General features: G+C 70.6%; 24 protein-coding genes, 1 tRNA gene and 1 pseudogene. 16 read left to right on the forward strand and 10 right to left on the reverse strand.

What is annotated here, in order from left to right; translation table 11 throughout:
• Window positions 1-171: 171 nt before the first annotated feature.
• Window positions 172-789: a ParB-like protein gene (locus V3T34_RS13700; RefSeq protein WP_060849342.1), complete on the reverse strand. Its 618-nt coding sequence runs from the start codon at window positions 787-789 to the stop codon at window positions 172-174.
• A 522-nt stretch (window positions 790-1,311) separates the two neighbouring features.
• Between V3T34_RS13700 and V3T34_RS13705 the strand changes: the two genes are divergently transcribed.
• From V3T34_RS13705 to V3T34_RS13715, 3 genes are read left to right on the forward strand one after another with little or no spacing between them, the layout of a single operon-like run.
• Window positions 1,312-2,604 carry an efflux RND transporter periplasmic adaptor subunit gene (locus V3T34_RS13705; protein WP_060847003.1) on the forward strand — a complete coding sequence of 431 codons (1,293 nt, stop codon included), beginning with the start codon at window positions 1,312-1,314 and terminating at the stop codon, window positions 2,602-2,604.
• 13 nt (window positions 2,605-2,617) lie between these two features.
• Window positions 2,618-5,755: an efflux RND transporter permease subunit gene (locus V3T34_RS13710; RefSeq protein ID WP_060847002.1), complete on the forward strand. Its 3,138-nt coding sequence runs from the start codon at window positions 2,618-2,620 to the stop codon at window positions 5,753-5,755.
• Window positions 5,756-5,760: 5 nt separating this feature from the next.
• Window positions 5,761-7,488 carry an efflux transporter outer membrane subunit gene (locus tag V3T34_RS13715; protein ID WP_244537477.1) on the forward strand — a complete coding sequence of 576 codons (1,728 nt, stop codon included), beginning with the start codon at window positions 5,761-5,763 and terminating at the stop codon, window positions 7,486-7,488.
• A gap of 122 nt (window positions 7,489-7,610) precedes the next feature.
• Here V3T34_RS13715 and V3T34_RS13720 read toward each other — a convergent pair whose 3' ends face one another.
• Window positions 7,611-7,925 carry a hypothetical protein gene (locus tag V3T34_RS13720; RefSeq protein ID WP_305076954.1) on the reverse strand — a complete coding sequence of 105 codons (315 nt, stop codon included), beginning with the start codon at window positions 7,923-7,925 and terminating at the stop codon, window positions 7,611-7,613.
• Window positions 7,926-7,990: 65 nt separating this feature from the next.
• The gene (locus tag V3T34_RS13725) at window positions 7,991-9,472 is read right to left on the reverse strand and encodes a methyl-accepting chemotaxis protein (protein ID WP_060847000.1); all 1,482 of its coding nucleotides are present in this window, start codon (window positions 9,470-9,472) and stop codon (window positions 7,991-7,993) included.
• Between the two features lie 210 nt (window positions 9,473-9,682).
• On the opposite strand from V3T34_RS13725, the gene V3T34_RS13730 reads away from it, so the two are divergent.
• The 5 genes from V3T34_RS13730 (at window position 9,683) to V3T34_RS13750 (ending at window position 13,128) form a co-directional block, all read left to right on the forward strand.
• Window positions 9,683-10,153, forward strand: a complete 471-nt coding sequence (locus V3T34_RS13730) for a PAS domain-containing protein (RefSeq protein ID WP_060849340.1) — start codon at window positions 9,683-9,685, stop codon at window positions 10,151-10,153.
• Window positions 10,154-10,267: 114 nt separating this feature from the next.
• Complete coding sequence (locus tag V3T34_RS13735) at window positions 10,268-11,260, forward strand: DUF808 domain-containing protein (RefSeq protein WP_091882106.1); 993 nt, start codon at window positions 10,268-10,270, stop codon at window positions 11,258-11,260.
• A 267-nt stretch (window positions 11,261-11,527) separates the two neighbouring features.
• A complete protein-coding gene (locus tag V3T34_RS13740; protein WP_091881668.1) occupies window positions 11,528-11,791 on the forward strand; it encodes a hypothetical protein in 264 nt (87 codons plus the stop codon).
• Between the two features lie 9 nt (window positions 11,792-11,800).
• Window positions 11,801-12,511, forward strand: a complete 711-nt coding sequence (locus tag V3T34_RS13745; RefSeq protein ID WP_305076953.1) for a DUF2169 domain-containing protein — start codon at window positions 11,801-11,803, stop codon at window positions 12,509-12,511.
• Window positions 12,508-13,128: a hypothetical protein gene (locus tag V3T34_RS13750; RefSeq protein ID WP_305076952.1), complete on the forward strand. Its 621-nt coding sequence runs from the start codon at window positions 12,508-12,510 to the stop codon at window positions 13,126-13,128. Before V3T34_RS13745 ends, V3T34_RS13750 begins: the two co-directional genes overlap by 4 nt.
• On the opposite strand, the gene V3T34_RS13755 is transcribed toward V3T34_RS13750, so the two are convergent.
• Window positions 13,125-13,355, reverse strand: coding sequence for a DUF6471 domain-containing protein (locus V3T34_RS13755; protein WP_305076951.1), 231 nt, complete (start codon window positions 13,353-13,355; stop codon window positions 13,125-13,127). The genes V3T34_RS13750 and V3T34_RS13755 overlap by 4 nt on opposite strands.
• Before the next feature lie 106 nt (window positions 13,356-13,461).
• On the opposite strand from V3T34_RS13755, the pseudogene V3T34_RS13760 reads away from it, so the two are divergent.
• Window positions 13,462-14,441: pseudogene (locus V3T34_RS13760) on the forward strand (IS1595 family transposase).
• On the forward strand, window positions 14,441-14,887 hold the full coding sequence (locus V3T34_RS13765) for a hypothetical protein (protein WP_305076950.1): 447 nt from the start codon (window positions 14,441-14,443) through the stop codon (window positions 14,885-14,887). Before V3T34_RS13760 ends, V3T34_RS13765 begins: the two are co-directional and overlap by 1 nt.
• A gap of 496 nt (window positions 14,888-15,383) precedes the next feature.
• Here V3T34_RS13765 and V3T34_RS13770 read toward each other — a convergent pair whose 3' ends face one another.
• Together V3T34_RS13770 and V3T34_RS13775 are read right to left on the reverse strand one after the other, a co-directional pair.
• Window positions 15,384-15,785 (reverse strand): hypothetical protein, encoded by a 402-nt coding sequence (locus V3T34_RS13770; protein ID WP_305076949.1) that lies wholly within the window; start codon window positions 15,783-15,785, stop codon window positions 15,384-15,386.
• Window positions 15,786-15,804: 19 nt separating this feature from the next.
• Window positions 15,805-15,888: transfer RNA gene (locus tag V3T34_RS13775), tRNA-Gly, on the reverse strand.
• Between the two features lie 257 nt (window positions 15,889-16,145).
• Between V3T34_RS13775 and V3T34_RS28575 the strand changes: the two genes are divergently transcribed.
• The 5 genes from V3T34_RS28575 (at window position 16,146) to hisN (ending at window position 22,680) form a co-directional block, all read left to right on the forward strand.
• Window positions 16,146-16,424 carry a DUF6881 domain-containing protein gene (locus tag V3T34_RS28575; protein WP_407942708.1) on the forward strand — a complete coding sequence of 93 codons (279 nt, stop codon included), beginning with the start codon at window positions 16,146-16,148 and terminating at the stop codon, window positions 16,422-16,424.
• A gap of 4 nt (window positions 16,425-16,428) precedes the next feature.
• Window positions 16,429-17,472 carry a hypothetical protein gene (locus V3T34_RS13780; RefSeq protein ID WP_305076948.1) on the forward strand — a complete coding sequence of 348 codons (1,044 nt, stop codon included), beginning with the start codon at window positions 16,429-16,431 and terminating at the stop codon, window positions 17,470-17,472.
• 111 nt (window positions 17,473-17,583) lie between these two features.
• On the forward strand, window positions 17,584-19,620 hold the full coding sequence (gene pbpC, locus V3T34_RS13785; protein WP_305076947.1) for a penicillin-binding protein 1C: 2,037 nt from the start codon (window positions 17,584-17,586) through the stop codon (window positions 19,618-19,620).
• A 123-nt stretch (window positions 19,621-19,743) separates the two neighbouring features.
• Window positions 19,744-21,810: an AI-2E family transporter gene (locus V3T34_RS13790; protein ID WP_060846993.1), complete on the forward strand. Its 2,067-nt coding sequence runs from the start codon at window positions 19,744-19,746 to the stop codon at window positions 21,808-21,810.
• An 84-nt stretch (window positions 21,811-21,894) separates the two neighbouring features.
• Window positions 21,895-22,680 (forward strand): histidinol-phosphatase, encoded by a 786-nt coding sequence (gene hisN / locus V3T34_RS13795; RefSeq protein WP_060846992.1) that lies wholly within the window; start codon window positions 21,895-21,897, stop codon window positions 22,678-22,680.
• A 35-nt stretch (window positions 22,681-22,715) separates the two neighbouring features.
• Here hisN and V3T34_RS13800 read toward each other — a convergent pair whose 3' ends face one another.
• Window positions 22,716-23,480: an HD-GYP domain-containing protein gene (locus V3T34_RS13800; protein WP_091881646.1), complete on the reverse strand. Its 765-nt coding sequence runs from the start codon at window positions 23,478-23,480 to the stop codon at window positions 22,716-22,718.
• Window positions 23,481-23,577: 97 nt separating this feature from the next.
• Window positions 23,578-24,627: an alpha/beta hydrolase gene (locus V3T34_RS13805; protein WP_060846990.1), complete on the reverse strand. Its 1,050-nt coding sequence runs from the start codon at window positions 24,625-24,627 to the stop codon at window positions 23,578-23,580.
• Between the two features lie 200 nt (window positions 24,628-24,827).
• On the opposite strand from V3T34_RS13805, the gene V3T34_RS13810 reads away from it, so the two are divergent.
• Window positions 24,828-25,292, forward strand: a complete 465-nt coding sequence (locus V3T34_RS13810; protein ID WP_060846989.1) for an Hsp20 family protein — start codon at window positions 24,828-24,830, stop codon at window positions 25,290-25,292.
• A 109-nt stretch (window positions 25,293-25,401) separates the two neighbouring features.
• On the opposite strand, the gene V3T34_RS13815 is transcribed toward V3T34_RS13810, so the two are convergent.
• Both V3T34_RS13815 and V3T34_RS13820 read right to left on the reverse strand, forming a co-directional pair.
• Window positions 25,402-25,704, reverse strand: coding sequence for a carboxymuconolactone decarboxylase family protein (locus V3T34_RS13815; protein ID WP_060846988.1), 303 nt, complete (start codon window positions 25,702-25,704; stop codon window positions 25,402-25,404).
• A gap of 148 nt (window positions 25,705-25,852) precedes the next feature.
• Entirely contained in the window at window positions 25,853-26,329 is a 477-nt protein-coding gene (locus V3T34_RS13820; RefSeq protein WP_091881641.1) for an RNA polymerase subunit sigma-70, read from the reverse strand.
• Between the last annotated feature and the right edge of the window lie 228 nt (window positions 26,330-26,557).

Raw genomic sequence — 26,557 nt, forward strand, 5'->3', positions numbered from 1 at the left:
CGGCGCGTCGCGCGCCGTCGGAGAGGTTAGGCCGGATGGGGGAGTGCGGCAAATGAACTTGATGGGAGGTGGGCGCCTTTGCGTCACCGCCCCCGGGGAGGCCCGCCCCGAGGACCGCGGCTGCCGCCGCGCCCTCGGCGCGCCGGACGCTTGGGCGCCTGTGGGCGCCTCCTATCCCTCGTGCGGCCCGCTCCAGCCCGGCAGGTACGCGGCGTCCTTCGAGCGGGCGAGCTCCATCGCCTCGTTGAGGGCGTCGGAGAAATCGTCCTTCACGTCCTTGCGCTTGATGTTGCGGCGCAGGAAGTCGGCCCACAGGAACTCGCTGAACGGCGTCGTGTCCTTGGCGAAGCCCCCGGCCCGGCGCAGCTCGCCGGCGAGGCTGCGGAACGGGTCGTCGGCGAGGTCCTCGATGCGCTTGGGCATGTCGCCGACGTCGCGGCGCAGGCCGTGGGCGTCGTAGGGATGGACCCAGGCGCGGTGGTCGGCCACGACCCAGAACGCGTCCTTCTCGAGGTGGTGCAGGTCGGCCACCACGGTGGTGAACACGCTCTCGACCCCCTCCTCCTGCAGCGCGCGGGTGAGGTGGTGATGGTCGATGACGTAGCGCTTCTTCTTCGGCCCGAGCAGGACCGGGATCATGTGCGAGCCGAGGAAGGCCTCCCGGTCCTTGTCCGCGACCTCGCGCCAGCGCTTGCGCTTGGCCGCCACCTCCCGGTAGCCGACGGTCATCTGCGTCGGCCGCAGCTCGGCGATCGGCACGCTGTGGAGGATCGGGTCGCGGACGGACATCGTGGCCTTGGTCCCTGCTGGCACGCGGAGCATCCGCGCTTGGGCGATGGAAATTGGTCACACCCTCCCTTGCGTCAAGCGGACGGGGCGATGCCGCATGGTCGAGAGAGCCGGCTCGACCGGATCTAACGACTTAATCCATCCCGATCGAAAATTTTTTCACTTCGGCTCAAGTCTTTGAAGTATTGCAAATATTCCCGCTTTTCGGCCGTCGCGGCAGCCCCCTGCCCGGCCCTCGCGGCATCGGCGCGGCCCCGCCCGGACGTCCTTGACTCGGCTTCGGTTTGCTCGCCAAGAGACGACCACCGGACGTCGCCCGCGAGGCGGCGCATCGGCCCGGATCCTGCACCGTCATCGCCTTGACGCAACGGAACGGCAGGACGCCGGCAGAATCCGGTAGTGAGGCACTGAAGGGAACAGGGGCCGGCCGACCCGGGATCGATCCGGACGCCTCCCGCCGTCGCGGGCGGCGGCGGGGATCCGGGGCCGGGCCGCTCTCCCCGGGCGGATGGTCGGCGCGCGATGGACACCCAAACCCCTCAGAGCCCGCCGGTGCGGCGGCGCGGCCGGCTCGCGGTCCGACTCCTGGCGATCCTCGTCCTCGCGGGCGCCGGCCTCGCGATCTGGCGCGTGCCCGCCCTCGAGCCCGTGCGCGAGCGCATCGCCGGGCTGCTGGCGCAGCGCGAGGGCGTCGAGGGCCAGGCGCCGGAGCCCGGCGAGACCGCGGTCCCGGCCTTCCGGCCGAGCAAGCAGCAGCGGGCGAGCTTCGGCATCGAGACCGTGCAGGCCCGGGACTTCCGGCCCGAGGGCTTCGCGGAGGGGCGGATCGGGGTCAACGAGGACGACAACGTCCCGGTCTACACCCCCTATGCGGGCCGGGTGACCAAGGTGATGGTCCGGGCCGGCGACCGGGTGAAGGCCAACCAGGTGCTGTTCACCCTGGAGGCCGCCGACATGGTCTCGGCCCTCAACGACTTCCAGGCGGCGACGAACGCGCTCGCCAAGAACCAGGCCCTGCTCAAGCTCAACCAGACCGTGGCGGCCCGGCTCCAGGAGCTGTTCCAGGCCAAGGCGGTGGCGCTGAAGGACTGGCAGCAGGCCCAGAACGACGTCATCGCGGCGCAAAGCGACCAGCGCTCGGCCGAGGCCGCGCTCCAGGCGGTGCGCAACCGCCTGCGCATCCTCGGCAAGTCGGACGCGGAGATCGACGCCTTCGGGAAGAGCGGGGCGATGAGCCCCGAGACCGAGATCCGCGCGCCGATCGGCGGCACGATCGTGCAGCGCAAGGTCGGGCTCGGCCAGTACCTCGCGGCGGGCAGCGACCCGGCCTTCGTCATCGGCGACCTCTCGACGGTGTGGCTCGTCGCCAACGTGCGCGAGAGCGAGGTGCCGCGGATCAAGCTCGGCCAGGAGCTGGAGGCGAGCGTGATCGGCTTCCCCGACCGGGTGTTCAAGGCGAAGATCGGCTACATGGCCGCCGCCCTCGACCCGGCGACCCGGCGCCTGCCGGTGCGGGCCGAGATCGACAACGCCGAGGGCCTGCTGCGGCCCGAGATGTTCGCGACCTTCACGATCCTCACCGGGCGCGACGAGCGCGCCCCGGCGATCCCCGCGAGCGCGATCGTCTACGAGGGCGCCCGCGCGCGGATCTGGGTCGAGCAGCCGGACGGCACCATCGTGTCGCGCAACGTCACCCTGGGGCTGTCCGGGGGCGGCCTCGTCCAGGTCGTGAACGGGCTCAGCCTCGGCGAGCGCGTCGTGACCCGCGGCAGCCTGTTCATCGACCGGGCCGCCTCCGGCGACAAGGCCTCGTAGGGACCGCGCCCGCATGAACCGCCTGATCGACTTCGCCCTGCGCCAGCGGGTGCTTGTGCTGCTCCTGTTCCTGGCGATGCTCGGGATCGGCTACGCCAGCTTCCAGCAGCTCAACATCGAGGCCTATCCGGACCCGGTGCCGCCGCTCGTCGACGTCATCACCCAGAATCCGGGCCAGTCGGCCGAGGAGATCGAGCGCTACATCACCATCCCGCTCGAGGTGCAGCTCGCCGGCATCCCGAACGCCAAGGTGACGCGGACGATCTCGGTCTTCGGCCTGTCGGACGTGAAGATCCAGTTCACCTACGACTTCACCTACCAGGAGGCGCTGCAGCGGGTGCTCAACCGGCTGTCGCAGCTCTCGCCGCTGCCCAACAACGCCCAGCCGCAGATCTCGCCGACGAGCCCGATCGGCGAGATCATGCGCTACCAGGTGGCGGGCCCGCCGGGCTTCTCCTCGACCGACCTCAAGACACTGCAGGACTGGGTGCTGCAGCGCCGCTTCAAGGCGATCCCCGGCGTCGTCGACGTCTCGGCCTTCGGCGGCAAGACCAAGGAGTTCGAGGTCGCGGTCGACCTGCACAAGCTCCAGGCCCAGGGGCTGACCCTGGTCCAGCTGGTCACAGCGCTCAACAACTCGAGCACCAATGTCGGCGGCCAGACCCTCAACGTCGGCGAGCAGTCGGCGGTGGTGCGCGGCATCGGGCTCATCCGCGACATGGACGACATCCGCAGCACGATGATCAGCCAGGTCGGCGGCGTGCCGGTGCTGGTGGGCGACGTGGCCGAGGTCCAGGTCAGCAACGCGCCGCGCCTCGGCATGGTCGGGCACGAGAACGACGGCGACATCGTCGAGGGCATCGTGCTCCTGAGCCGCGGCGGCCAGAGCCTGCCGACGATCCAGCGCGTCGAGGCCGAGATCGAGAAGATCAACGCCTCGGGCATCCTGCCGCCCGGCGTGCAGGTGGTGCCGCTCTACGACCGCAGCGCGCTCATCCACACCACCACCCACACGGTGATGCACAACCTCGTCTTCGGCGTGGTGCTGGTGTTCCTGGTGCAGTGGCTCTTCCTCGGCAGCCTGAAGAGCGCGATCATCGTCGCGGCCACGATTCCCTTCGCGCTCGGATTCGCCATCGCCATCATGGTGGCGCGGGGCGAATCGGCCAACCTCCTGTCGCTCGGCGCGATCGATTTCGGCCTCATCGTCGACGCGACGGTGATCATGGTGGAGAACATCTTCCGCCACCTCGCCGAGCACAAAGGGCCGGCGAAAGCCGGCAGCGGGCTCAAGCTCGGGCTGATCGCGTCGGCCGCCCGCGAGGTCAACCGGGCGATCTTCTTCTCCGCCTCGATCATCATCGTGGGCTTCCTGCCGCTCTTCACCCTGACCGGCGTCGAGGGCCACATCTTCGGGCCGATGGCGAAGACCTATGCCTACGCGCTCGTCGGCGGGCTCATCGCCACCTACACGGTGTCGCCGGCGCTCTCGGCCCTGATCCTGCCCAACCACGTCGAGGAGCGCGACACCATCGTGGTCAAGATCCTGCGGGCGCTGTTCCGGCCGCTCCAGGGCTTCACCCTCGACAACCGCATCCTGACCATCCTGGTGACGGTGGCGATGCTCGGCTGCACCGGGGTGGCGATGCGCACCCTCGGCCTCGAGTTCCTGCCGACGCTCGAGGAGGGCAACCTCTACATCCGCGGCACGATGCCGGCCTCGATCTCCCTGGAGGCGGGCAACCCCTACGTCGAGCGGATGCGCAAGCTGATCGGCTCCTACCCGGAGGTGACCACGGTCGTCTCGCACCAGGGCCGGCCCGACGACGGCACCGACGCCACCGGCTTCTTCAACGTCGAGATCTTCGCCCCCCTCAAGCCCGCCGACCAGTGGCGGCCGGGGCTGACCAAGGAGAAGCTGATCGAGGAGATCTCGGGGCGGCTGCGCGAGGAACTGCCCGGCATCGAGTTCAACTTCTCCCAGTACATCCAGGACAACGTCCAGGAGGCGGCCTCGGGCGTGAAGGGCGAGAACTCGGTCAAGATCTACGGCAGCGACCTGCAGGAGATCACCCGCACCGCCGAGGCGGTGAAGGCGGCGCTCGCCACGGTACCGGGGGTGACGGATCTGGCGGTGTTCACCTCGCTCGGCCAGCCGACGGTGCGCATCGACATCGACCGGGCGCGGGCCGCCCGCTACGGGCTGGCGCCCGGCGACATCGCCACCACGATCTCGGCGGCGATCGGCGGCCAGACCGCCGGCGACCTCTACGAGTACGGCAGCGACCGCCACTTCCCGATGCGGGTGCGGCTGGCGCCGGAATACCGCCGCTCGCTCGAGACCATCCGCAACATCACGGTCGGGGCGGCGTCGCCGAGCGGCGGCGTGGTCCAGGTGCCGCTCTCCGAGATCGCCCGGGTCCAGCTCGTCTCGGGCGCCGCCTTCATCTACCGCGAGAACCAGGAGCGCTACATCCCGGTCAAGTTCAGCGTGCGCGGGCGCGACCTCGGCGGCGCGGTGATCGAGGCGCAGCGGCGCGTCGCCGAGCAGGTCGAGCTGCCGGCCGGCTACCACCTCGAATGGGTCGGCGAGTTCAGCAACCTGCAGGGCGCCATCGCGCGGCTGAAGCTCGTGGTGCCGCTCACCATCGGGCTGATCGCGCTCCTGCTCTACGTCAACTTCGCCTCGCTCACCGACACGCTGCTGACGCTCAGCGTGATCCCGATGGCGCTGATCGGCGGCATCTTCGCCCTGGTGCTGACCGGCACGGCGTTCTCGGTCTCGGCGGCGATCGGCTTCATCGCGCTGTTCGGCATCTCGACCATGGAGGGCGTGATCCTGCTCTCCTACTGCAACCAGCTGATGGACGAGGGCTGGGCGCGGGCGCAGGCGATCCACCACGCCGCCGACGTGCGGATGCGGCCGGTGATGATGACCTGCGTGGCGGCCTGCGTCGGCCTCCTGCCGGCGGCGATCTCCACCGGCATCGGCTCGCAGGTGCAGAAGCCCCTGGCGCTGGTGGTGGTGGGCGGCATCCTGCTCGCCCCGATCCTGATCCTGGTCGTGCTGCCGGTGCTGATCGCGGCCTTCTCGCGCCATCGTCCACGCCTGCCTGTCGCCCCGGTGCGACAGCCCGAACCGGCGGAGTGAGCTAGATGCAGCCCGGTTCCGACACGCCCGCTCCTGCCGACGCCAGCATGCCCCACACCGTGCGCGCCCTCCTGCGCCTCGCGCCCATGCCCGCCGCCGCCGTCGCGGCTGCGCCCGCGGCCGCGCGCGACGACGCCCCGATCCGGGTGTCGGTCGCCGCGGACGACCGGGCCGCGGGCCCGGGGCCGGACGGGGCGCCCGACCCCGCCGTCCGCCCGGCCGCCCGCACCGCGGCGCGGATCCTGGCGGCGGCGCTGGCGGCCTCCGCCGCCTCGGCCTGCATGGTCGGCCCCGACTTCCAGGGCGCGACGCCGCCGCCGGTGACGGGCTACACCCGGGAATCCCTGCGCGACCCGGCGCTGGGCCGCGAGGACCGCCGCGGCGGCGCCATCGCCCAGAGCTTCGCGCAGGGGCGCGACGTGCCGGGCGAATGGTGGACGCTGTTCCGCTCCAAGGCGCTGAACGGCCTGGTGGCGGAGGCGCTCGCCCGCAACCCGACCCTCGACGCCGCCCAGGCCAGCTTGCGGGCGGCGCGGGCCACCACCGAGGCGCAGCGCGGCGCGCTCTTTCCGCAGGTCGGCTTCGGGGGGCAGGCCTCCTACAACAAGGCCGCCGGCGGCGACCTGCAATCGCCGCTCAACAACAACGCCCTCCTCTACAGCCTCGTCACCCCGCAGGTGACGGTGAGCTTTTCCCCCGACGTGTTCGGCGGCACCCGCCGGGCGCTCGAGGCGCAGGCGGCGCAGGAGGAGGGCCAGCTCTGGCAGCTCGAGGCGGCCTACCTGACGCTCACCGCGAACGTCGTCGCGGCGGCGATCCAGGAGGCCTCGCTCCGGGCCCAGATCGCCGCGACCGAGAAGGTGATCCAGGCCCAGACCGACCTCCTCAACCTGATCACCAAGCAGCAGAATGCCGGCCAGGTCGCGGGCGCCGACGTGGTGCAGCAGACCGCGCTGCTCGCCCAGTCGCAGCAATTGCTGCCGCCGCTGCAGCGGGCGCTGTCGCAGCAGCGCAACCTGCTCACGGCGCTCGCCGGCCGCTTCCCGAGCGAGGAGGTGAGCCAGACCTTCACGCTGGCTTCGCTCCACCTGCCCCGCACCCTGCCGGTGAGCCTGCCCTCGCGGCTGATCGAGCAGCGCCCGGACGTGAAGGCGGCGGAGGCCGCGGTCCACGCGGCGAGCGCCCAGGTCGGCGTCGCGGTGGCCAACCGCCTGCCGCAATTCACCATCTCGGGCGCGGTCGGCGCCAGCGCCACCAACTTCGCCGCCCTCCTCAACCCGGCCGCCAGCCTCTGGACCATCGCCGGCGCGGTCGCCCAGCCGCTATTCGACGGCGGCACCCTCTTCCGGCGCCAGCAGGCGGCGGAGGAGACCCTGGTCGCGGCCCAGGCCCAGTACCGCGCCACCGTCATCGGCGCCTACCAGAACGTGGCGGACGCGCTTCGCGCCCTCCAGGCCGACGGCCGCGCCGTGGCGGCGGCCAACGCCGCGGTCTCGGCGAGCCGCCAGAGCGTGGAACTGGTGCGCAAGCAGTTCGGCCTCGGCGCCGTCAGCAGCGCCTCGCTGCTGATCACGCAATCGGCCTATCTCCAGGCGCTGGTGACCCAGGCCCAGGCCCAGGCCAACCAGTACGCCGACACCGCAGCCCTGTTCCAGGCCCTCGGCGGCGGCTGGTGGAACCGCCGCGACGCGAAGCCGGCGCGCGACCCGAAGGACCCGGCGCCGTTCCTGTGAGCATACGGGGCTCAGCCGACTTCGCGACGCGGACCCGCGACGAGACGAGAAGCCGAGCAGGCGATGCCGCTGGCCTGCCTAGGGCATCCGATACGACAGGTCGCTCGAGGGAGCGCACCGGCTCAGCCCCCGGCCGAGAGCCGGTCGGCGGCGCCGAGCACCGCGCGGATGCACAGGACGAAGCGCTCGACGATCGCGATCAGCGCCCGGCGGTCCGGATCGTCGGCCGACAGGGTGTCGAGCACCGGGACGAAGGCCTCGACGAGGTCGCGCAAGCCCGTGCCGATCGCCTCGCGCAGAAGGTCGATCTGGTGGCCCCGCGGCCCGAGATCGGTGCCGGACGCGGCGGCCTCGATCAGGACGGCCGCAAGCCGCCGATAGGCCTCGGCGCCGCCCCGGACCGGCGAGGGGAGCGGAAAGGGGGCAATCTCGGTCATGATCGGTCTGCCCGCCCGAATGGGTCCGTTTGGGGGGACGCGGCTGCGGCGCGGCGGGCCTTCTGTCAGCGCGCCAGCACGCGGGCGGCGCCCTTGGTGGTCTCCACCGCCTGCGTGACGCTGCCGACCGCCGCCGAGATCGCGCCGATGTTCTGGGCGATCGCCCCCATCGCCCCGGAGGCGTCCTGCATGCCGGCCGACATCTCCTGCGTCACCGCGCTCTGCTGCTCCACCGCGGTGGCGGTGCGCACGACGTAGTCGCGCAGCGCGTCGACCGATTCCTGGATCGCCCGCAGCGACCCGACGACCTGGCCCGACACGGCCTGGATGCTGCCGATCTCGCCGCCGATCTGCTCGGTGGCCCGGGCGGCCTGGTTGGCGAGGTTCTTCACCTCGGCCGCCACCACCGCGAAGCCGCGGCCGGCCTCCCCGGCCCGGGCCGATTCGATCGTCGCGTTGAGGGCCAGGAGGTTGATCTGGCTGGCGATGGTCTGGATCAGGCCGACGATGCCGCTCATCGCCGCCGCCGTGGTGGTGAGCCGCTGCGTCAGCTCTCCCGCAGCGCTGGCCTGGGCGTGCGCCTCGTCGCTGATCGCCCGCGCCCGGCTCATGCTGGCGGCGATCTCGTTGACCGACTGGGCCAATTCCTCGGCGGCGGCGGCCACGGACTGCACGTTGGTGGAGGTCTTGCCGGCGGCGAGCCGCGCCTGCTCGGCCTCGTCGTTCGAGCGCGCGACCGCCTGGTCGACCTCGGCGAAGTTCTCGTCGATCAAGACCTTCAGCTCGGTGAGGCGCTTGACCTCCGCGGTGACGTCGCTGGCGAACTTGACGATCTTGGCGATGCGGCCGTACTGGTCGGGGACCGGGTTGTACGAGCCCTCGATCCAGACTGGCCGGCCGTCGCGGGTGATGCGCCGGAACTGCGCCGCCTGGTACTCGCCGCGGCGCAGCCGCTCCCAGAACTCGGCGTAGTCGCGGCTCGCCCGGGTCTCGGGATCGACGAAGATGGCGTGGTTCTTCCCCCGGATCTCGTCGAGGCCGTAGCCCATCAGGGTCAGGAAGTTCTGGTTGGCGGTAATGAGCGTGCCGTCGGGCAGGAACTCGACCGCGGCCTGGGACCGGCCGATGGCGGCGATCTGGCTCGAATAGTCGAGGTTGAGCAGGCGGGCGCCGGCATCGCTCCATTCCACGACGAAGCCGAGGCGGTCCTCCGGCGCGCCGAGCGGCGTCACCAGGAGATCGAACACCCGCTTGCCGACGCGGATCGTGGCCTCGTGCGGCCGGTCGAGGGCCGCCAGCATCCGGCGCTGGTGGATCGGGTTCTTGTGGAAGATGTCGATGTTGCTGCCGATGAGCTTGGCGGCGTCGAAGCGCGGCAGCTCGGCGCTGAGGTCGGCCTCGGCGTCCTGCATGAACCGGTGCAGCGCCGGGTTCATGTAGGTGATGTTCATCTCCGCGTCGGCGATCATCACGTTGGTGCGCAAGGCGGCGAGCGCCGCGATCTCCAGGCCGTTCTTGGTCGCCCCGCGCTTGAACAGCGATCTCATGACGCCTCGCCTCATCCCGATCATCACGTCGCGGGCGGACACGGTCTTCGATGCACGCCAGCCGATACTTGCGGACACTTGGCGGAAAAGCCTAACGATGTCCTAATTCGGGCCCCGGGGCCCGGGATGTCACGGTTATGGGCGGCCGCGCCCCGGTGAGGAGACGTTAACAAATCCTGATTATCGATGGTGCGCCACGGAGCCGGAGCCATGACCGTCGTCGATCTCGTCCGCCTGTTCGCCGAGAGCCTGGAGATCGGGGTGCTGCTGACCGATGCGCGGCTGGACCGCCCGGGGCCGTGCATCCTGTACGCCAATCCGGGCTTTGCCCGGATGAGCGGCTACGCGGCGTCGGAGGTGGTCGGCCTGACGCCGCGCCTCCTCCAGGGGCGGGGGACGAGCCGGGAGGGGACGCGCCAGGTGCAGCGGGCCCTGCGGGCGGAAGGCCGGTTCCTCGGCTGCCTGCAGAACTACCGCAAGGACGGCGAGGCCTACCTGTGCGAGATCGACGTGCGGGCGATCCGGCGGCTCGACGGCGCGCCGGAGGCCTACATCGCCTTCGAGCGCGAGGTCGTCCGCCGCCGCGGCCGCCCGACCCGCGGCGGGGCCGGCCGCTACCGGCCCGTCGCGGACGCGCCCTCCCCCGTCTTCCCGCCGGACGGGTCCGCCATCTTCGCGTGACGCCGCGACGGCGGGCCGGCCGGAGCTTGACGGCGGCGAGGATCGAAGACCACCCTGGCGCGTTTCCAGCGTCGCTGTCGGAAACAGCGGGAAACCACGGGCCCGGGGGAATTCGTGAGCGTCGGATTGTTGGCCCTGCTGGACGACGTCGCCTTCATGGTCAGGAGCGCGGCGGCCTCCCTCGACGACGTGGCGGCGCAGGCCGCGCGCGCCGGGACGAAGGCCGCCGGCGTCGTCATCGACGATGCGGCCGTGACGCCGCGCTACGTCGTCGGCTTCGCGGCCGAGCGCGAATTGCCGATCGTCGGCAAGATCGCGCTGGGATCGCTGCGCAACAAGCTGCTGTTCCTCTTGCCCGGCGCCCTCGCGCTGAGCGCCTTCGCGCCGTGGGCGATCACCCCGCTCCTGATGCTGGGCGGCGCCTATCTCTGCTACGAGGGCGCCGAGAAGGTCTACGAGGCCCTGTTCCCGCATGCGTCGCACGGGGACGAGGAGGCGCAGCCGGCCGGCACCGGGCACGACCCGGCCCTTGAGGAGCGCCGGGTGGCGGGCGCCATCAAGACCGATTTCATCCTGTCGGCCGAGATCATGGCGATCACCCTCGCGGCCCTGCCGGAGGGCAGCGTGTGGATGAAGGCGGCGGTCCTCGGAATCGTCGGCGTCGGCATCACGGTCGGGGTCTACGGCGCCGTCGCCCTCATCGTGAAGGCGGACGATGCCGGGCTCGCCCTCGCCCGCAGCCGGGCGGGCGCGCCCTTCGGCAACCTCATCCGGGGGATCGGCCGCTTCGTGGTCCGGGGCATGCCGGTCCTGCTCAAGGTGCTCGCCGTCGTCGGCACGGCGGCGATGGTCTGGGTCGGCGGCGGCATCCTGATGCACGGGCTCGAGGGCTACGGCCTGTCGGCCCCGGCGCACGCGGCGCATGCCGCGGCGGAAAGCCTGGGCGCGCTCCTTCCACCGGCCAGGGGCGCCATCGAATGGCTGGTGACGGCCGCGGCCTCGGGCCTCATCGGCCTCCTCGTCGGCGGGGTGCTGATCCCGGTGGTGAACGGCGTGTCGGGCCTGCTGCGCCGTCGCGACGCTTCCGCCGGGAAGCATCCGGCATAGACCGGGGCGTGATCGCCAGCGCGGCGGTCCGGCCCCCGACTTCGGCGGCTCGCCGTTCTCCTCCCGCGACGTCGCCGGAAGGCGTGGCGGCGGCGTCGCCAGGACATGGGCGTCGGCGAAGGGCCGGATCGGTCACGATCCGAGGCGATGGTCTTGCCTTCCTCTAGGTCCTTCAGGCTGTATCGACCTCCTCCCGCAGCGAATGTAGGTCGCAGCCTCGGCCGATCGACAGCCGTTGCGGCCGGCCGGAGGCGGGAGAGCACGGCCATGAACCAGATGCGCCACGACCTGGCGGGCGCGCATCCGCTCGACCCCGCCGGGGCGCCGCCCGGCGAGGCCCCGCCCGCCGATCTGGCGGCCCTCGCCCGGATGGTGCGCGTCGACGCCGCCACCGGCGACCTCGTCATCGCCAACGGCATCGCCCGGCTGGTGCTCAAGCGCGACGGCACCATCCGGGTCGACGGCGTGCGGATCGTCGGGACGGCCGACGAGACGATCGCGCTGCGCGCCGCCGTGATCGACCTGAACTGAGCCGCCGTCATGTGGGCGGTGGACAACCGCACCCCGTTCGCGGCGCAAGGCTCGTTCCTGCGCGATCGGCACGGGGTGGAGCACTGGGTGGTCGCGGTGCGCGCCTGCTTCTCGCTGCGCGCCGACGGCCTTCTGGACGTGGCGCCGGAGCCTCCACCGGTCCGGCTCGTGGGCGAGTACGTCGACGGGCAGGCCCGCGAGATGAAGGCCGCTGCCGACATCGCGCCGTTCCGGCCGGCGGCCGACATCCTGGTGCGGGGCATCGCCTGCGCCCCCGGCGAGGCGGTGCGACGGACCTGCGCCGTGCGCGTGCGCGTGGGCGCGATCGAGAAGCGCGCCCGCGTCAGCGGCCGGCGGGTGTTGCGGCGCACCGGGGGCCGCCGCGGCCGCCTGACCCTGGACGGCCCGGAGGACTTCGCCGGCGTGCGGCTGGTCTGGCGCGCCGCCCTCGGCGGGGTCGATCCGTTCGCGGAGCCCGGCAGCCCCGCCGCCGCGCCGCACCCGCACAACCCCGTCGGGCGGGGCTGGACGGCGCGATGGTCCGACCCGGCCTTATGGAGCAAATGCACCACAAACGATGGCATGGGTCGCCATCTGCGGTGCAATGCCTTCGTAGGGCCGGGTAGGAGACTATCTGGTGAAGTACGAAAGCACTACACACGAGCCGTCGCGGTCGGCATTGTGCCGAGATGCCGAAGCCCCGCACTCCGTTTTTCGTGACCCTGATCGCGAGCTTGATTGCTGCGATAGGCGTCAAGCTGATAGGCGCCGCAATAAAGGCGATATACGACGTAACCGTTCAAGACTTTTGGAAAGATACAATATCCCCATATCTCTCCCATCATGTCGGTCCGTGGAGTACCGCCATGATTGAGATGATTGGACCTTATTTGGCGGGATTTTGCTCTGCGCTTGCGCTTATGTTCGTTGTCGAAATGATCTTTGCAATTCGTAGGTCGAACAATGCAAAGCAGATTGAGAACATCAAGGATGCGTCGGAATACGCTCATCGTGCGTTAATTCGCTTGAGATTTTCTGGAAAACTTGAACCGCCGGACGCTATTTATTTAGAAAACATTCAAAGCTGGTTTACATACTGGTCGCCTGGCGTCGGAGTTAAGGACCAAGATGGGCGGATTTTGGTGGAAGCGCCGCCCTCTTGGGCCATCTTTCTTGTATTTGAGAAGCCTGTTGATTACAGTCAGATTTTGGCGAACTTCACTGGCGGATCACCGCAAGCTTGGCAGCCCCGACAAGCACTAAGAAATGTATGTGTTGTCACTATGGAAGGAAGTGTGCCAGCCTGTGAAATGGAGATAGTGACCAAGAAAATCTAGTCCAATTTTATTTCCCTTACACCAACTGCTGTCATGACTTGTACGAAGAATACCGCTGTAAATTTACCGCGCGCCAGCTTGTTGCGAATATTGGGTTCTGTATCTTTAACTCCGATTGCGTCCAGTTTTTCAACAAGCTGCGCGTAGGTGATCCCTTTGCGTTTAAGCTCAGCCTTAAGGATCCCCTTCACACGCGAGTCCCAAGCTTCTTCCACGCCCTCGGCCATGATGCACTCCATACGCTTGCGATTGTCATCATAAGCGATGCAATTTCCATTGAATACGATGCTGATTGCCATCATATGCGATGCATAGGCATCGGGCGCAATGGCAATGGCTCAACACTTCCTCCTCTCGGCCCAGGCCCGCACCCTCTCGCTCAAGGCGATCTACAAGGGTGGCGAAGACAAGGCTTACGCGACCTTCCGGCGCCTTCGCTGGCCCGAGACGGATGGCGAGCCCGCGTGCCCGCGCTGCGGCTGCCTGGACCACTACGACATTCCGACCCGCCGCCGCTTCAAGTGCGCTGGCTGCCGTCACCAGTACTCGGTGACGAGCGGGACGATTTTGCCTCACGCAAGCTCTCGTTCATGGACCTCTGTACTGGCATCGCGATCTTCGTGAACGCCGTAAAGGGCCTTTCAGCGCTCCAACTCGGCCGTGACCTCTCCGTCTCCTACAAGACGGCTTGGATCCTTGCGCACAAGCTGCGTGAGGCGCTGTCGGCTGAGATGAAGGGCTTCGGCCTAGAGGGCGAGGTTGAGATTGATGGCGCCTACTTCGGCGGCCACGTCCGGCCTGAGAACCGCAAGGAGGACCGCAAGGATCGTCGCCTCAAGGAGAACCAGAGCGAGGAGCGCCGGGTCGTCATCGTCATGCGCCAGCGTGCCGGCCGGACCCTGACGTTCGTTGAGCGCAAGGAGGCCGCTGGCGTAGCCCTGGCGGCTCAGTACGTCGCCCCGGGCTCCAAGGTGTTCGCCGACGAGGCGAGCCATTGGGATGCCCTCCACGGCCACTTCCCCGACGCGGGCCGCATCAACCACTCTCAGGCGTACTCAGAGGACGGCTGCAACACGAACCAAGCCGAGAGCTTCTTCGCCCGCCTGCGCCGCATGGTGAGCGGCCAGCACCACTTCGTCTCGGCCCGTTACCTCTACCAGTACGCCAACGAGGCGGCCTGGAAGGAGGATCACCGCCGCCTCGACAACGGCAAGGCGTTCTCTCGCATCCTGCGCCTCGCCATGGTGTCCGGTAAGTCGGCCAGCTTCCGCGGCTACTGGCAGCGCCACCGCCTGCCGAAGGGGGTGAAGTGATGGCTCTCCCTCAGGTCGTCACCAACCTCCGAGCCAAGCGGGATGAGATAGAAGCTCACATTGCCGAACTACGGCGGCAGCTCGCCGTTGCAGAGCGCGACCTGTCCAGCGTGACGGCCGTTCTCGCGCTCTATGACCTCTCTCCTACCACGCAGACGCGTTTCCCAGCCTACGCCCATCTCAACCGGCTGTTCGCATATGGCGAGATGTTCAATCTGTCCAAAGCTGCGCTTGAGGAAGCCGGGCGTCCGCTCTCAACGCGGGAGCTAGCTGCGGCTGTGATCCAAGCGAAACAGTGGGACGAAGGGGACGCCATGCTCCGGCGGGCTGGGGCCTACCGCCTTATCCAATCGCTCGGGAGGGCCGTGAAGCAGGGGCGAATTTTTGATGCCGGGCGACGGAAGGGCGTGCGGGTCTGGTCTGTCGTCGCCGTGAAGTTCACCTAAACGCCTGCCTGCGCTTCTGTTTTCATGTTCTCGCGCGACAGCGCAATTTGCTTTCCGATTGCGCAATTTGCAAACGCGGATGGACGTGCGGCAAAAAGGGCTTTGAATTCGTAAACGCTTTCGTACTCTTGGAGGTGGGATTGGTGACCTGTCCCGGGAAGGCGCCGCGAAAGCGGTCTGCGTCGCCAATGCCAAGACGGCCCGGAGCTTTCGCCCCGAGCCGCCCGGTCAATCAGTCGGTCTTAGGTATGTCTCGCTCTGGTTTCTTGCGAACACGGATGCGGAAAGCCTGAAGTCCGTACTGACTGGCAAAGATCCGTTTCCCGTTACGGAGGCGGATCGATCGGGTGAAGATGGTGTGCAGGGTTTCGTCCGGCATACCATTGCTCCTCTTTTCAGAGGCTGCACCGCTCCCTACGCATTCGGCCTGGAAAACTGTCTTGCGTAGGGAGCGGCCTTCAGTGGGGAGCGCCTGAATAGCTTGCTCCCATGAAGCTCAGTGGAGCAAATCGGCTACTGCATCGGCCGGCTGTGTTTTGGCGGCGCGAGACACTAAACGATAAACAGAGCCGTCATGGTTGACGACCCCATCGTTTTTGAGCCTGCTCAGAAGACTTGAAACTGTCGTTTTCTCCAAGGTGATGCCGCGGGACTGAGCCATATCAACAGCGATGCCAGGAGTAATTCCCAAATCAGGCCGCTCTTGCAGCAAGCCTATTACAATGCCTTTGACGTTCTGTCGTCTTTTACCGCCCGTGTCGACCTGCTGAGGGTCGGGCTCACCTTTTGCCTTGCGTATCATCCGTTCAATAGTTTGTATCTCATTGTCTAGTAGAGACCTTTTGAACCTGAGTTCTGACAACTCGTCTTCAAAATCACGGATTATCTTCCTAGACATATGCATCTCCTAAGATCGGTGACCTCGGTGGGGCTCGAACCCACACGCCCGGGAAGGCTACGGATTGGAAGTCCGCTGCGTCTGCCAATTTCGCCACGAGGCCCAGGCTAAAGCTCGCCTAGAGTAGCGGCGGAGTCAATCCGAGGACACTAAGACTCCGTAAAGGCGGAGCATTTGCATTCGTGCAAATGCCAAACCGGGCTCACTAATTTGGCATCCGCGACCGGAGGACCACGCACCGCTCAGCATACCGATTTTTCTAAGCTTGGCCTTAAATTGGCAAAAATATTTTGGAATTTTATTTTAATCGACTTCGGGAACCGTTTGATAAGTAAGAATATAATCCTTATCCATTCGATTATGCACCTCCGTCGCACGCATCTGATAAAGTTGCGAAAGTGGCGATATTGTTTGCAAGCGCCATCATCCGTGGTGCATCTGCTCCATAAGGCCGCACATTTCCCCGACAGGCGCATTGAGCGCGCCTCGGAAGAGACGGAGACGCGCGACACCCGACTCTCCGTCCCGACCCTCGACGAACTCCGTGCTCACGGCGCATCCGAGTGGACTGCCCGGTTAATCACCAAGGAAGAGTTCGAGGATCTCTGGACGGAGGCGTGCGCGCGCCAGACACGATAGCATCATGCCCACCGACCGCCTCCCCGCCATCCTCGCCGTCGGCCTGTGCAGCCCGCTCGGTGCCACGTTCGCCGAGACCGCCCGGCGCTACGCCGCGGGCGAGCGGGCACAGCGGTTCGAACGCGCCCTCGTCGGCGCGGACGGGCTGCCGCCGACGCTCGCCCAGGCGATCCCGATCGCCGAGTGCCGCGACTACGGTCGGCGGCTGCGGCGCCTGCTCGCCGCCGCGCTCGCCGATTGCGCCGGCCGGGTGCCGCCGCCGCCGGGCGGCTGGCTCCTGCGGCTCACGGTGCGGCCGGAGCTCTGCGAGCATCCCGACCGGGACGCGTTCCGCGCTTCCCTGCTGGAGCCGCATGCCGGCCTCCTACGCGACCTCGACCTCCTGCCGGGCGGGCCGGCCGAGGCCCTGTCCGACCTCGCCCACGCCGCCGTCGCGGTCCGGGACGGGGCCGAGGACCACGTCCTGGTCGGTGCCCTCGACAGCGCCATCCATCCGCTCCTGCTCGACCGCCTCGCGGTGGAGGAGCGGATCCTGATGCGCGGCAATCCCTGGGGCCTGATCCCCGGCGAGGCCGCTGTCGTGATGGCCCTCGGCCTCGAGACCGGGGAACCGGCCCACGGTCCCGGGCGCGGTGCCGTGCTCGGCGTCTTCCGCGGCGTCGAGGAGGAGGACGTGGCCGCGCCGCGGGGCCTGATCGGGCGGGGGCTCGCCAAGGCCTTCGCGCGCGGTGCCCGCTTCCTACCGCCGGACCGCCTGCTGGCCGACCTCACCGGCGAGCGCTGGCGGGCCGAGGAGTTCGGCGTCGCGGTCGCGCGCGCCGCCGCGCCCGAGGCCGGCATCGCCGCGCTCGCCGCCGATCCGGAGACGCCCGCGCTGCACCTCGGCGATTGCGGCACGGCGGCGGGCCTGCTGCTCCCCGCCCTCGCCCTGGCCGACCCGCCCCCCCGCGCCGCCGCCGGGCCGGTCGCGATGGTCTCGGTGAGCTCCCGGGAGACCGGCGCCCGCGCGGTCGGCTTCGTCGAGCGGTGCGGAGCGGGTGCCGCGTAGGGCCGGACCGGTCCCCTGCCGGCGGGGATTGCCCCGGCTCCGGCGCGGGGGCACAGTCGCGGCGGGGTCGGATTCCGCATGGCAGCAGGCAACGGGTCGACGGTGCGACGGATGGCATGGGGCTTGGTAGGCCTCGTCCTCGCGGCCGCCGTCTGGCTCGGGTCTGCCCTCGCGCATCTCCCGCCCCTCGACCTCGCCGCGGCGCAGGCCCGCTCGACCGTCGTCCTCGACCGGTCCGGGACCCTGCTGCGCCCCTTCTCCACCGCCGACGGGCGCTGGCGGCTGCCGCTCGAGCCGGCGGCGACCGATCCCCGCTTCCTCGCCCTGCTGACCGCCTACGAGGACCGGCGCTTCCGCGAGCATGCCGGCGTCGATCCGCGGGCGCTGCTGCGCGCCGCCGGGCAGTGGCTCGCGGCGGGGCGGATCGTGTCGGGGGCCTCCACCCTGTCGATGCAGGTGGCGCGCCTCGTCGAGCCGCGGGGCGAGCGCTCGCTCACGGCCAAGCTGCGCCAGATCGCTCGGGCGGTCGAATTGGAGCGGCGGTTGGGCAAGGACGGGGTCTTGCGGCTCTACCTCGCGCTCGCCCCCTATGGCGGGCCGGTCGAGGGCCTGCGGGCGGCGAGCCTCGCCTATTTCGGGCGCGAGCCGGCGCGGCTCACCCTCGCCGAGGCCGCCCTGCTGGTGGCGCTGCCCCAGGCGCCGGAGGCGCGCCGGCCCGACCGGTTCCCGGAGGCCGCTCGCCGGGCCCGCGACCGGGTGCTGGCGCTCGTGGCGGCCCGCGGCGCCATCCCGGCGGCCGAGGCCGAGGCGGCCCGGGCCGAGCCGGTGCCGCACGGGCGAAAACCCTTCCCGATGCTGGCCCCCCACGCCGCCGAGGCCGCCCTGGCGCAGGAGCCTGGCCGGGCGGTGCATCGCCTGACCCTCGATGCCCGGCTCCAGGCCCGGCTCGAGCCGCTGGCGGCCGAGCGGGCGGCGGCGCTCGGGCCCGGCCTGTCGGCGGCGCTCCTCGTCGTCGACAACGCCACCGGCGAGGTGCGGGCCCAGGTCGGCAGCGCCGGCTACCTCGATCCGGCCCGCGCCGGCGCCATCGACATGACCGGAGCCGTGCGCTCGCCGGGCTCGGCGCTCAAGCCGTTCGTCTACGCCATGGCGTTCGAGGCGGGCCTCGCCCATCCCGAGACCCTGATCGAGGACCGACCGTCCCGGTTCGGCGCGTCCTACGCACCGGAGAACTTCGACCTCACCTTCCAGGGCACGGTGACGGCGCGGCGCGCGCTGCAGCTCTCCCTCAACGTGCCGGCGGTGGCGCTGATGGAGGCGGTGGGCCCCGCCCGGTTCATCGCCCGCCTGCGCGGCGCCGGTGCCGCCATCGCCCTGCCGCGGGACGCCGCCCCCGGCCTGCCGGTGGCGCTCGGGGGACTGGGCATCACGCTCACCGACCTCGCGCGGCTCTATGCCGGGCTCGCCCGCGGCGGCGAGGTGCCGGTGCTGATCCGGCGCCTCGACGGGCCGGCGCCGCCCGAGGCGGTGCTCCCGCGCATCGCCGAGCCGGTGGCGGCCTGGTACGTCGCCGACACCCTGCGGGGCACGCCCCCGCCCGAGAGCGCCCTGCCCAACCGCCTCGCCTACAAGACCGGCACCTCCTACGGCTACCGCGACGCCTGGGCGGTGGGATTCGACCGCCGGGTCACCGTGGCGGTCTGGATCGGGCGGCCGGACGGGGCCGGGGTGCCGGGCCTCGTCGGGCGGGTCGCGGCCGCCCCCCTGCTGTTCGACGCCGTGGCGCGGATCGGGGGCGAGCCCGAGCCGGTGCCGCGCCCGCGCGACGCCCTGGTGGCGGCGACCTCCGCCCTGCCGCCGCCGCTGCGCCACCTCTCCCGCGAGGCCGGTCCCGTCGACCGCCTGCGCATCGCCTACCCGCCGGACGGGGCGCGGATCGACCTCGGCGCCGCGGAAGGCCCGCCCGCCGGCCTCGCCCTCAAGGCGCTCGGCGGCACCCCGCCGCTCACCTGGCTCGTCGGCGGCCTGCCGGTGACCGAATCCGACCGCCGCCAGGCCGAGTGGCAGCCCGACGGCGCCGGCTTCGTGCGGATCTCGGTGCTCGACGCGACGGGCGCGAGCGACAGCGTGATGGTGCGGATCGAGTAGCCCGATCACGTTTTCGACAGATTGGCCCAGGGTCAGCGGGGGATCGTTTCGCCCCCCGCCCCGTTCCCCCCTGGTGGAAGCGTGGCGGAGCGTGGGCGCCGCGTGGGGTTGGAGGCGCGTCGCATGGCGGATCGGCGAGACGATCGCACGCAGATCTTTCCGGTGAAGCCGGCCCGGGTCCAGGCCGCCGAGACCCCCGGGGACGGCCTGGCGGCGCCGCTCGTCATCGCGGCGGTGATCGTGGCGGCCCTGTATTTCGGCCGCGAGATCCTGATCCCGATCGCCATCGCGGTTCTGCTCAGCTTCGTGATCGGTCCGCTCGTGGCGCTGCTGCGCAAGCTGCGCCTCGGCCGGCTGCCCTCCGTCGGCGTCGCGGTGCTGCTGCTGCTCGCCGTGGTGGCGGGCTTAGGCGGGCTCATCGGCATGCAGCTCGCCGACCTCTCGACCGGGCTGCCGCGCTACCAGCGCACCATCGCCCAGAAGGCCGAGAACCTGAAGGCCGGCCCGCTCGGCGACGTCGCCGGGTATCTGCGCAGCATCAACCACCAGATCCAGCAGGCCGGCGCGCCGGAGCAGAAGCCGGAGGAGAAACCCGAGACCAAGCGCGCCGCGCCGCCCGCGGTGCAGAACCCCGACAAGCCGGTGCTGGTCGAGATGCGCGACCGCGAGCCCGGCCCGGTGGAACTGGCCGAGAAGGTGCTGGCGCCGGTGCTCTCGCCGCTCGCCACGCTGGGCATCGTCTTCGTGGTGCTGCTCTTCATCCTGGTCCAGCGCGAGGACCTGCGCGACCGGATGATCCGCCTCGTGGGATCGAGCGACCTGCACCGCACCACCGTGGCGATGGACGACGCGGCGCTGCGCCTGAGCCGGTTCTTCCTGGTCCAGCTCGCCCTGAACGCCGGGTTCGGCCTCGTCATCGGCGTCGGGCTGTGGCTGATCGGCGTGCCGAACCCGATCCTGTGGGGCATCTTCTCGGCGCTGATGCGCTTCGTGCCCTATATCGGCGCCTTCCTGTCGGCCCTGCTGCCGCTGGCGCTCGCCGCCGCGGTCGATCCGGGCTGGAACATGGTGCTGGCCACCGCCGCCCTGTTCATCGTGCTCGAGCCCCTGGTCGGCCAGTTCATCGAGCCGCTGCTCTACGGCCACTCGACCGGGCTGTCGCCCTTCGCGGTGCTGGTCTCGGCCCTGTTCTGGACCTGGCTGTGGGGACCGGTCGGGCTCCTCCTTTCGACGCCGCTCACCGTCTGCCTCGTCGTGCTCGGCCGCCACGTCGACAAGCTCGAATTCCTCGACGTGCTGTTCGGCGACCGCCCGGCCCTGACCCCGGTCGAGAACTTCTACCAGCGCATGCTGGCCGACGACCCCGACGAGGCGCAGGAGCTGGCCGAGGCGATCCTCGCCCAGTGCTCGCTCTCCTCCTACTACGACGAGGTGGCGCTGAAGGGCCTCCAGCTCGCCGCCACCGATGCCCGCCGCGGCGTGCTGACCGAGAGCCAGCTCGACCGCATCCGCGTCGGCATCGCCCAGCTGATCGAGGACCTGTCGGACCGCGACGACGCCGCGCCGGAAACGAAGCCGACGCTTGCCGGGCGCCTCCTGTCGGGAAGCCGCGACGAGGAAGTGCCGTGCGAGGCCGCCCCCGCGGTACCGGACGCGCCGGCCCCCGACGCCCTGCCGGAGGCGTGGGCGCGCGAGGGCGCGGTGCTCTGCATCGCCGGCCGCGGCCCCCTCGACGAGGCCGCCTCGATGATGCTGGCCCAGCTCCTGGGCAAACACGGCTTCGGCACCCGGGTGGTGCCGTTCGAGGACGTCACGCGCTCGCGGATCGGCACCCTCGACGCCGAGGGCGCCCAGATGGTCTGCATCTCCTACCTGGAGATCAGCGGCACGCCGGCCCATCTGCGCTACCTCGTCCAGCGGCTGCGCCGCCGCGCCCCGGAGGCGCAGGTGCTCGTCGGCCTGTGGCCGGCGGACGACGCGGTGCTGACCGATCCGGGCGCCCGCGCGGCGCTCGGGGCCGACCACTACGCCGTATCCCTGCGCGAGGGCGTCGAGGCCTGCCTGGAGGCGGTGCGGGACGCGCCGCGCTCCGCCGCCCCCGGCGAAGCGGCCCACGCGCCGCCCCATGCCGCGCCCCCCGGGGCCGCCCTGCCGGCTCCCGGCCGGGAGCCGGTGCCGGCCGAGGCCTGAGGGCTTGACGCCGGGGCCCCGGCACCCTTTCGATCCGGGGCATGCCGGCCCTCCGGGCCGGGCGAGCGGGAAGCGGGGACAAGCATGAGCGTGGTGGATTTCGCGCGGTTCGTGGACGAGCTCGCCACCCAGTCGGGCCAGGCCATCCTGCCCTTCTTCCGCGCCGCCTTCGCCACCGAGGACAAGGCCGCGGGCCATGCCGCGTTCGACCCGGTCACCGAGGCCGACCGGGCCGGCGAGGCGGTGATGCGCCGGCTGATCGCCGCCAGCTTCCCCGACCACGGCATCCTGGGCGAGGAATTCGGCGCCGAGCGCGCCGATGCGGACTACGTCTGGGTGCTCGATCCGATCGACGGCACCCGCGCCTTCATCGCCGGCCTGCCGACCTGGGGCACCCTGATCGGGCTCACCCGGGGCGGCGTGCCGTGCTACGGCCTGATGAACCAGCCCTTCACCGGCGAGCGCTTCTACGGCGACGGCGAGGCCGCGCATTGCCAGGGCCCGCACGGCACCCGCCGCCTGCTCACCCGGCGCAAGGGCGAGCTGTCGGAGGCGGTCCTGCACACCACCGACCCGCGTCTGTTCGGCCCCGGCGACCGGGAGGCCTACGACCGGGTCGAGGGCGCCGTCCGCCTCGCCCGCTACGGCGCCGACTGCTACGCCTACGCGATGCTGGCGGCGGGCCATATCGACCTCGTGGTCGAGGCCGGGCTGAAGCCCTACGACATCGTGGCGATGATCCCGGTGATCGAGGGCGCCGGAGGCGTCGTCACCACCTGGGAGGGCACCTCCGCCGCCAAGGGCGGGCGGATCGTGGCGGCCGGCGACAAGCGGCTGCACGCGGCGGCCCTGGCGCTCCTCAATTCCTGACGTTCGGTGGCGCGAGCGGGAGGCGCGCCGGCGGCTCACCAGCCGCCGTCGCGCGGATCGCTCCGCATGGTCGCCGGGGCGGCGGGGAACGCGCCTCCGCGCATCGCCTGCGGCGGCGCGAGCGAGGCCTCGAACGCGTCGACGAAATCCGGGTCCAGCCGGTCGGGCGCCATGCCCCGCAGGATTCCGAGCGCGTCGGCGTGGGGCATCGCCGGGCGGTAGGGTCGGTGCTCTGTCAGCGCCGCATAGATGTCGCAGACCGTCATCAGCCGGACGAGGTCCTTGACCGCCTCCTTGGCCAGGCGGTCGGGGTAGCCGGACCCGTCGAGCATCTCGTGGTGGTGGCGCGCCGCCTGCAGCACGACCGGATCGCGCATCCCGGAATCGCGCAGGATGTCGTAGCCGATCGCGGCGTGCCGGCGGACCAGGGCCATCTCGTCCTCGGTGAGCGCGCCGGGCTTGGCCAGGATCGCGGCCGGGATGCGGGCCTTGCCGATGTCGTGCAGCAGCCCGGCCCGGACCAGGGCGACGCAATCGCAGGCCGGCAGCCCGAGATGGTGGCCGAAATTGGCCGCGAGGCCGGCGACGTGCATCGCATGCTGGACGGCGTCCTGGCTCGGATGGCCGTGGACCAGGGCGAGCCAGGCCTGGACGCCGCCATCCTGGAGCACGCGCATGACCGGGTAGACGAGGTCGTCCACCGGAGCGAGGGCGATGCGTCCGCCGGCTGCCTCGTCGAACAGGCGTGACACCCCCGCCCGCGTCCGCTCGAAGATGCGGCCGAACAGTAAAGCGCTCATCCTGCAACTCCCCGAGGCGCCTGCGCGGTCTCCGTCGGCCGGTGGGCGCGATCCTAGATCGGCCCGTCGCGCATGGACAGCGGGTTCCGGGCCGCCGTCAGGCCACGGCGGCCCTCGGCTCGCCCTCGGTCTCCGGCGCCGTATCCGGCAGCGGGGCCGCCGTGCCCGGCACGAACGCGTCGAAGGCGGCCCAGAACTGGGCGCGGATCGCGTCGCGCTCCATCAGGATCTCGTGGCGGGCGCCGCGCAGGGTGATGGTGCGGCCGGCGGCGAGCCGGGCCGCGAAGCGCTCCGCCGCCGGGGTGCTGCAGACCGGATCGGCCCCGGCCGCCACCACCAGGACCGGCAGGCGGATGCCAAGGGCGTAGCGCGGATCCTCGAAGCGGCGCATCGCCCGGAAGGCGGCGGCGAGCCAGCCGACCGTGGGATCGCCGATGGCGCCGGCCCCGACCGCCAGCGCCGCGGCGGCGTTGCGGGCGTAGCGGACGGGATCGGCGGTGAGCCGGTTGTTCGGAAACGGCTTGGTGGCGATCGACACCGCCGAGCCGCCCGGCACGTAGCGACGGCCGAGGCCGAGGAGCCGCAAGGCGGCGGCGAGGCGCATCGCCGCCTTGGGCCACCGGATCATGCAGATCGCCACCATCGGGGCGAGGGCCACCAGCCGGTCGAAGGGCAGCCAGCCCTCCCGGGCGGCGGACAGGCAGATCGCGCCGCCCATCGAGTGGGCGAGGCCGAAGAACGGGCGCGGCATCCGCCCCTCGAGCACCTGCGCCTCCACCGCCGCGAGGTCGAGCCGGTACTCGGCGAAATCGTCGACGTGGCCCTTGTGCGGGTCCTCGACGGTGCGGTCGGAGCCGCCCTGCCCTCGCCAGTCGAAGGCGACGACGTGGAAGCCGCGCCCGCGCAGTTCCGCCACGGTCTCGAAGTACTTCTCGATGAACTCGGCCCGGCCCTGCACCAGGCAGACCGTGCCGTGCACCACCCGCGCCGTCGGCGCCCAGGTGGCGACCCGCAGGGACAGGCCGTCGGCGGTCCGCACCGACAGGAGCGTGGCGCCCGGCGGGATCGGGTTGTCGGGCGTGGCGAGCAGCGGCACTGTCACGAGAGGGCCTCTGAAGCTGTCATCCGCCGCATCCTGGCACGGCATCCCCTAATAAGTGGGGCAGAACCTGCGCCCGTCCGGGCCTCCCGAAAAAATTCGCGAAACCCAGTCGGCGCCGGCCTTGACCAGTCTAGAGGCCACCCCAATATGCGAGGGGCGCCGGCCGATACGGCGGCGCGCAGACCGGGACCGGCCCTCGCGGCGGTCCTTCAAGACTACATATTGCTTCAGACGGAGAATATGTCATGCGTCAGTTCGATCTCGCTCCCCTGTACCGCTCGACCGTCGGCTTCGACCGCCTGTTTTCGGCGCTCGACCAGTTCGTGACCTCGGATGCGGCCCCGACCTATCCGCCCTACAACATCGAGCGCACGGCCGAGAACGCCTACCGGATCACCCTCGCGGTGGCCGGCTTCACCGACCAGGACCTGTCGATCGAGACCCGCGAGAACGCGCTCACCGTGAAGGGCGAGCGCAAGGGCGAGGCCAAGCAGGCCGAGTTCCTGCACCAGGGCATCGCGGCCCGCGGCTTCGAGCGGCGTTTCCAGCTCGCCGACCACGTCCAGGTGACGGGTGCGGTGCTGGAGAACGGCCTGCTCCACGTCGACCTCGTCCGCGAGATCCCGGAGGCCAAGAAGCCGCGCCAGATCCAGATCGCCTCGGGCTCCCGCCCGCAGTCGATCGAGGGCAGCGTCCAGCAGGCGGCGTAAGCCGTCCCGCCCGCCGACAGGAGGAGCGCCCCGGCCGCCCGGCCGGGGCGCTTCGCCGTGTCCGCACTCCCGGCGCACGGAACCGCTCCGTCGTCCGGGACAACGTGCGTTAGGGCAGCAGGTGGGTGCCGTGGGTCAGCGCCGCGCCGGCCCGCAGGGCGACCGCGACGAATACCGTCTCGGCGATCTCCTGCTCGGTGGCCCCGGCCTTCTTGGCGGCCTCGCGGTGCACTTCGAGGCAGTACGGGCACTGGGTGGTCAGCGCCACCGCCAGCGCCATCAGTTCCTTGTACTTGCGCGGGATCGCGCCGTCGGCCAGCGCCGCCTTGTCGAGGGCCTCGAAGGCGCCCATCGCCTCGGGGGCGAGGCTCTTGAGGGCGGGCAGCTTCTTCAGGTTCGCGGCATCGTACATCGGCGTGCTCTCCTCCCGGCCTGCCGGGTCCGCCGGCCGCCCTCGATCGGGGCGGCTTCGGCACCGGAAGTGGTAGAGCATCGCGAGACCGCTGCCCAATGGGCTGCGGTCATGCCTGGCCTGCCGGGCCGGGGATCCTCTTTCGGGGTCAGAGGTCCCCGAAGGCGAGCTGGGCCGTCGCCGGGCGCTTGGAAGGCTTGCCGGTGCCCTTGTCCCCGCCCTTGCCCGCTCCCTTGGCGCTCCTGGCCGCGCCGCTCTTGGCCGCGGGCCGGCGCGCTCGCTTCGGCTCGGTGCCCTGGATGCGCGCCTTGCCCTTGTCGCGGGCCACCGCCTCGGGGGCGGCCTGGTCGCCCGAGAGCCACTTGCCGCGCTTGATCACCTCGTTCACCCGGCCCTGGTTGACGCCGAGCTTGAAGGCGATCTCCTGCTGGGTCATCTCCGTCGAGCCGTGCAGCTCGAGGATCTCGCGGGCCAGCTCCGGCGTCATCTTCTTGCCGACGATGCGGCGCCCCGGCTTCACCACGCGGTTGGCGCGGTCGCGCTCGCGCAGGCGCTCGAGAATCGCCAGCGCCATCTGCATGCCGTTCTCGCGCAGGGCTTCCTCGAATTCCTTCAGCGTCGCCATCAGGACCGAACTCCGCTGTCACGCTCCGGCAGGAAAACGGCGCCGGTCGGGGCTGGTTGCCACCGTGCACAGGTCATCCACGGTTTGTGCGCGTCCTGTTCCGGGTTGGCAACCGCCCGCCGGGGGCCATCCACCGCTCTCGCGCCGGCGGGTTGGACAAGGCCGGCGGCTTCGCGCATGGCTGTCGGCACCGGCGTTTTCGCGCATGGCCGCCGCATGCGGCCTTGG

Source organism: Methylobacterium ajmalii (assembly GCF_036448855.1).
In the GTDB taxonomy this organism is placed as follows: Bacteria; Pseudomonadota; Alphaproteobacteria; order Rhizobiales; family Beijerinckiaceae; genus Methylobacterium; species Methylobacterium ajmalii.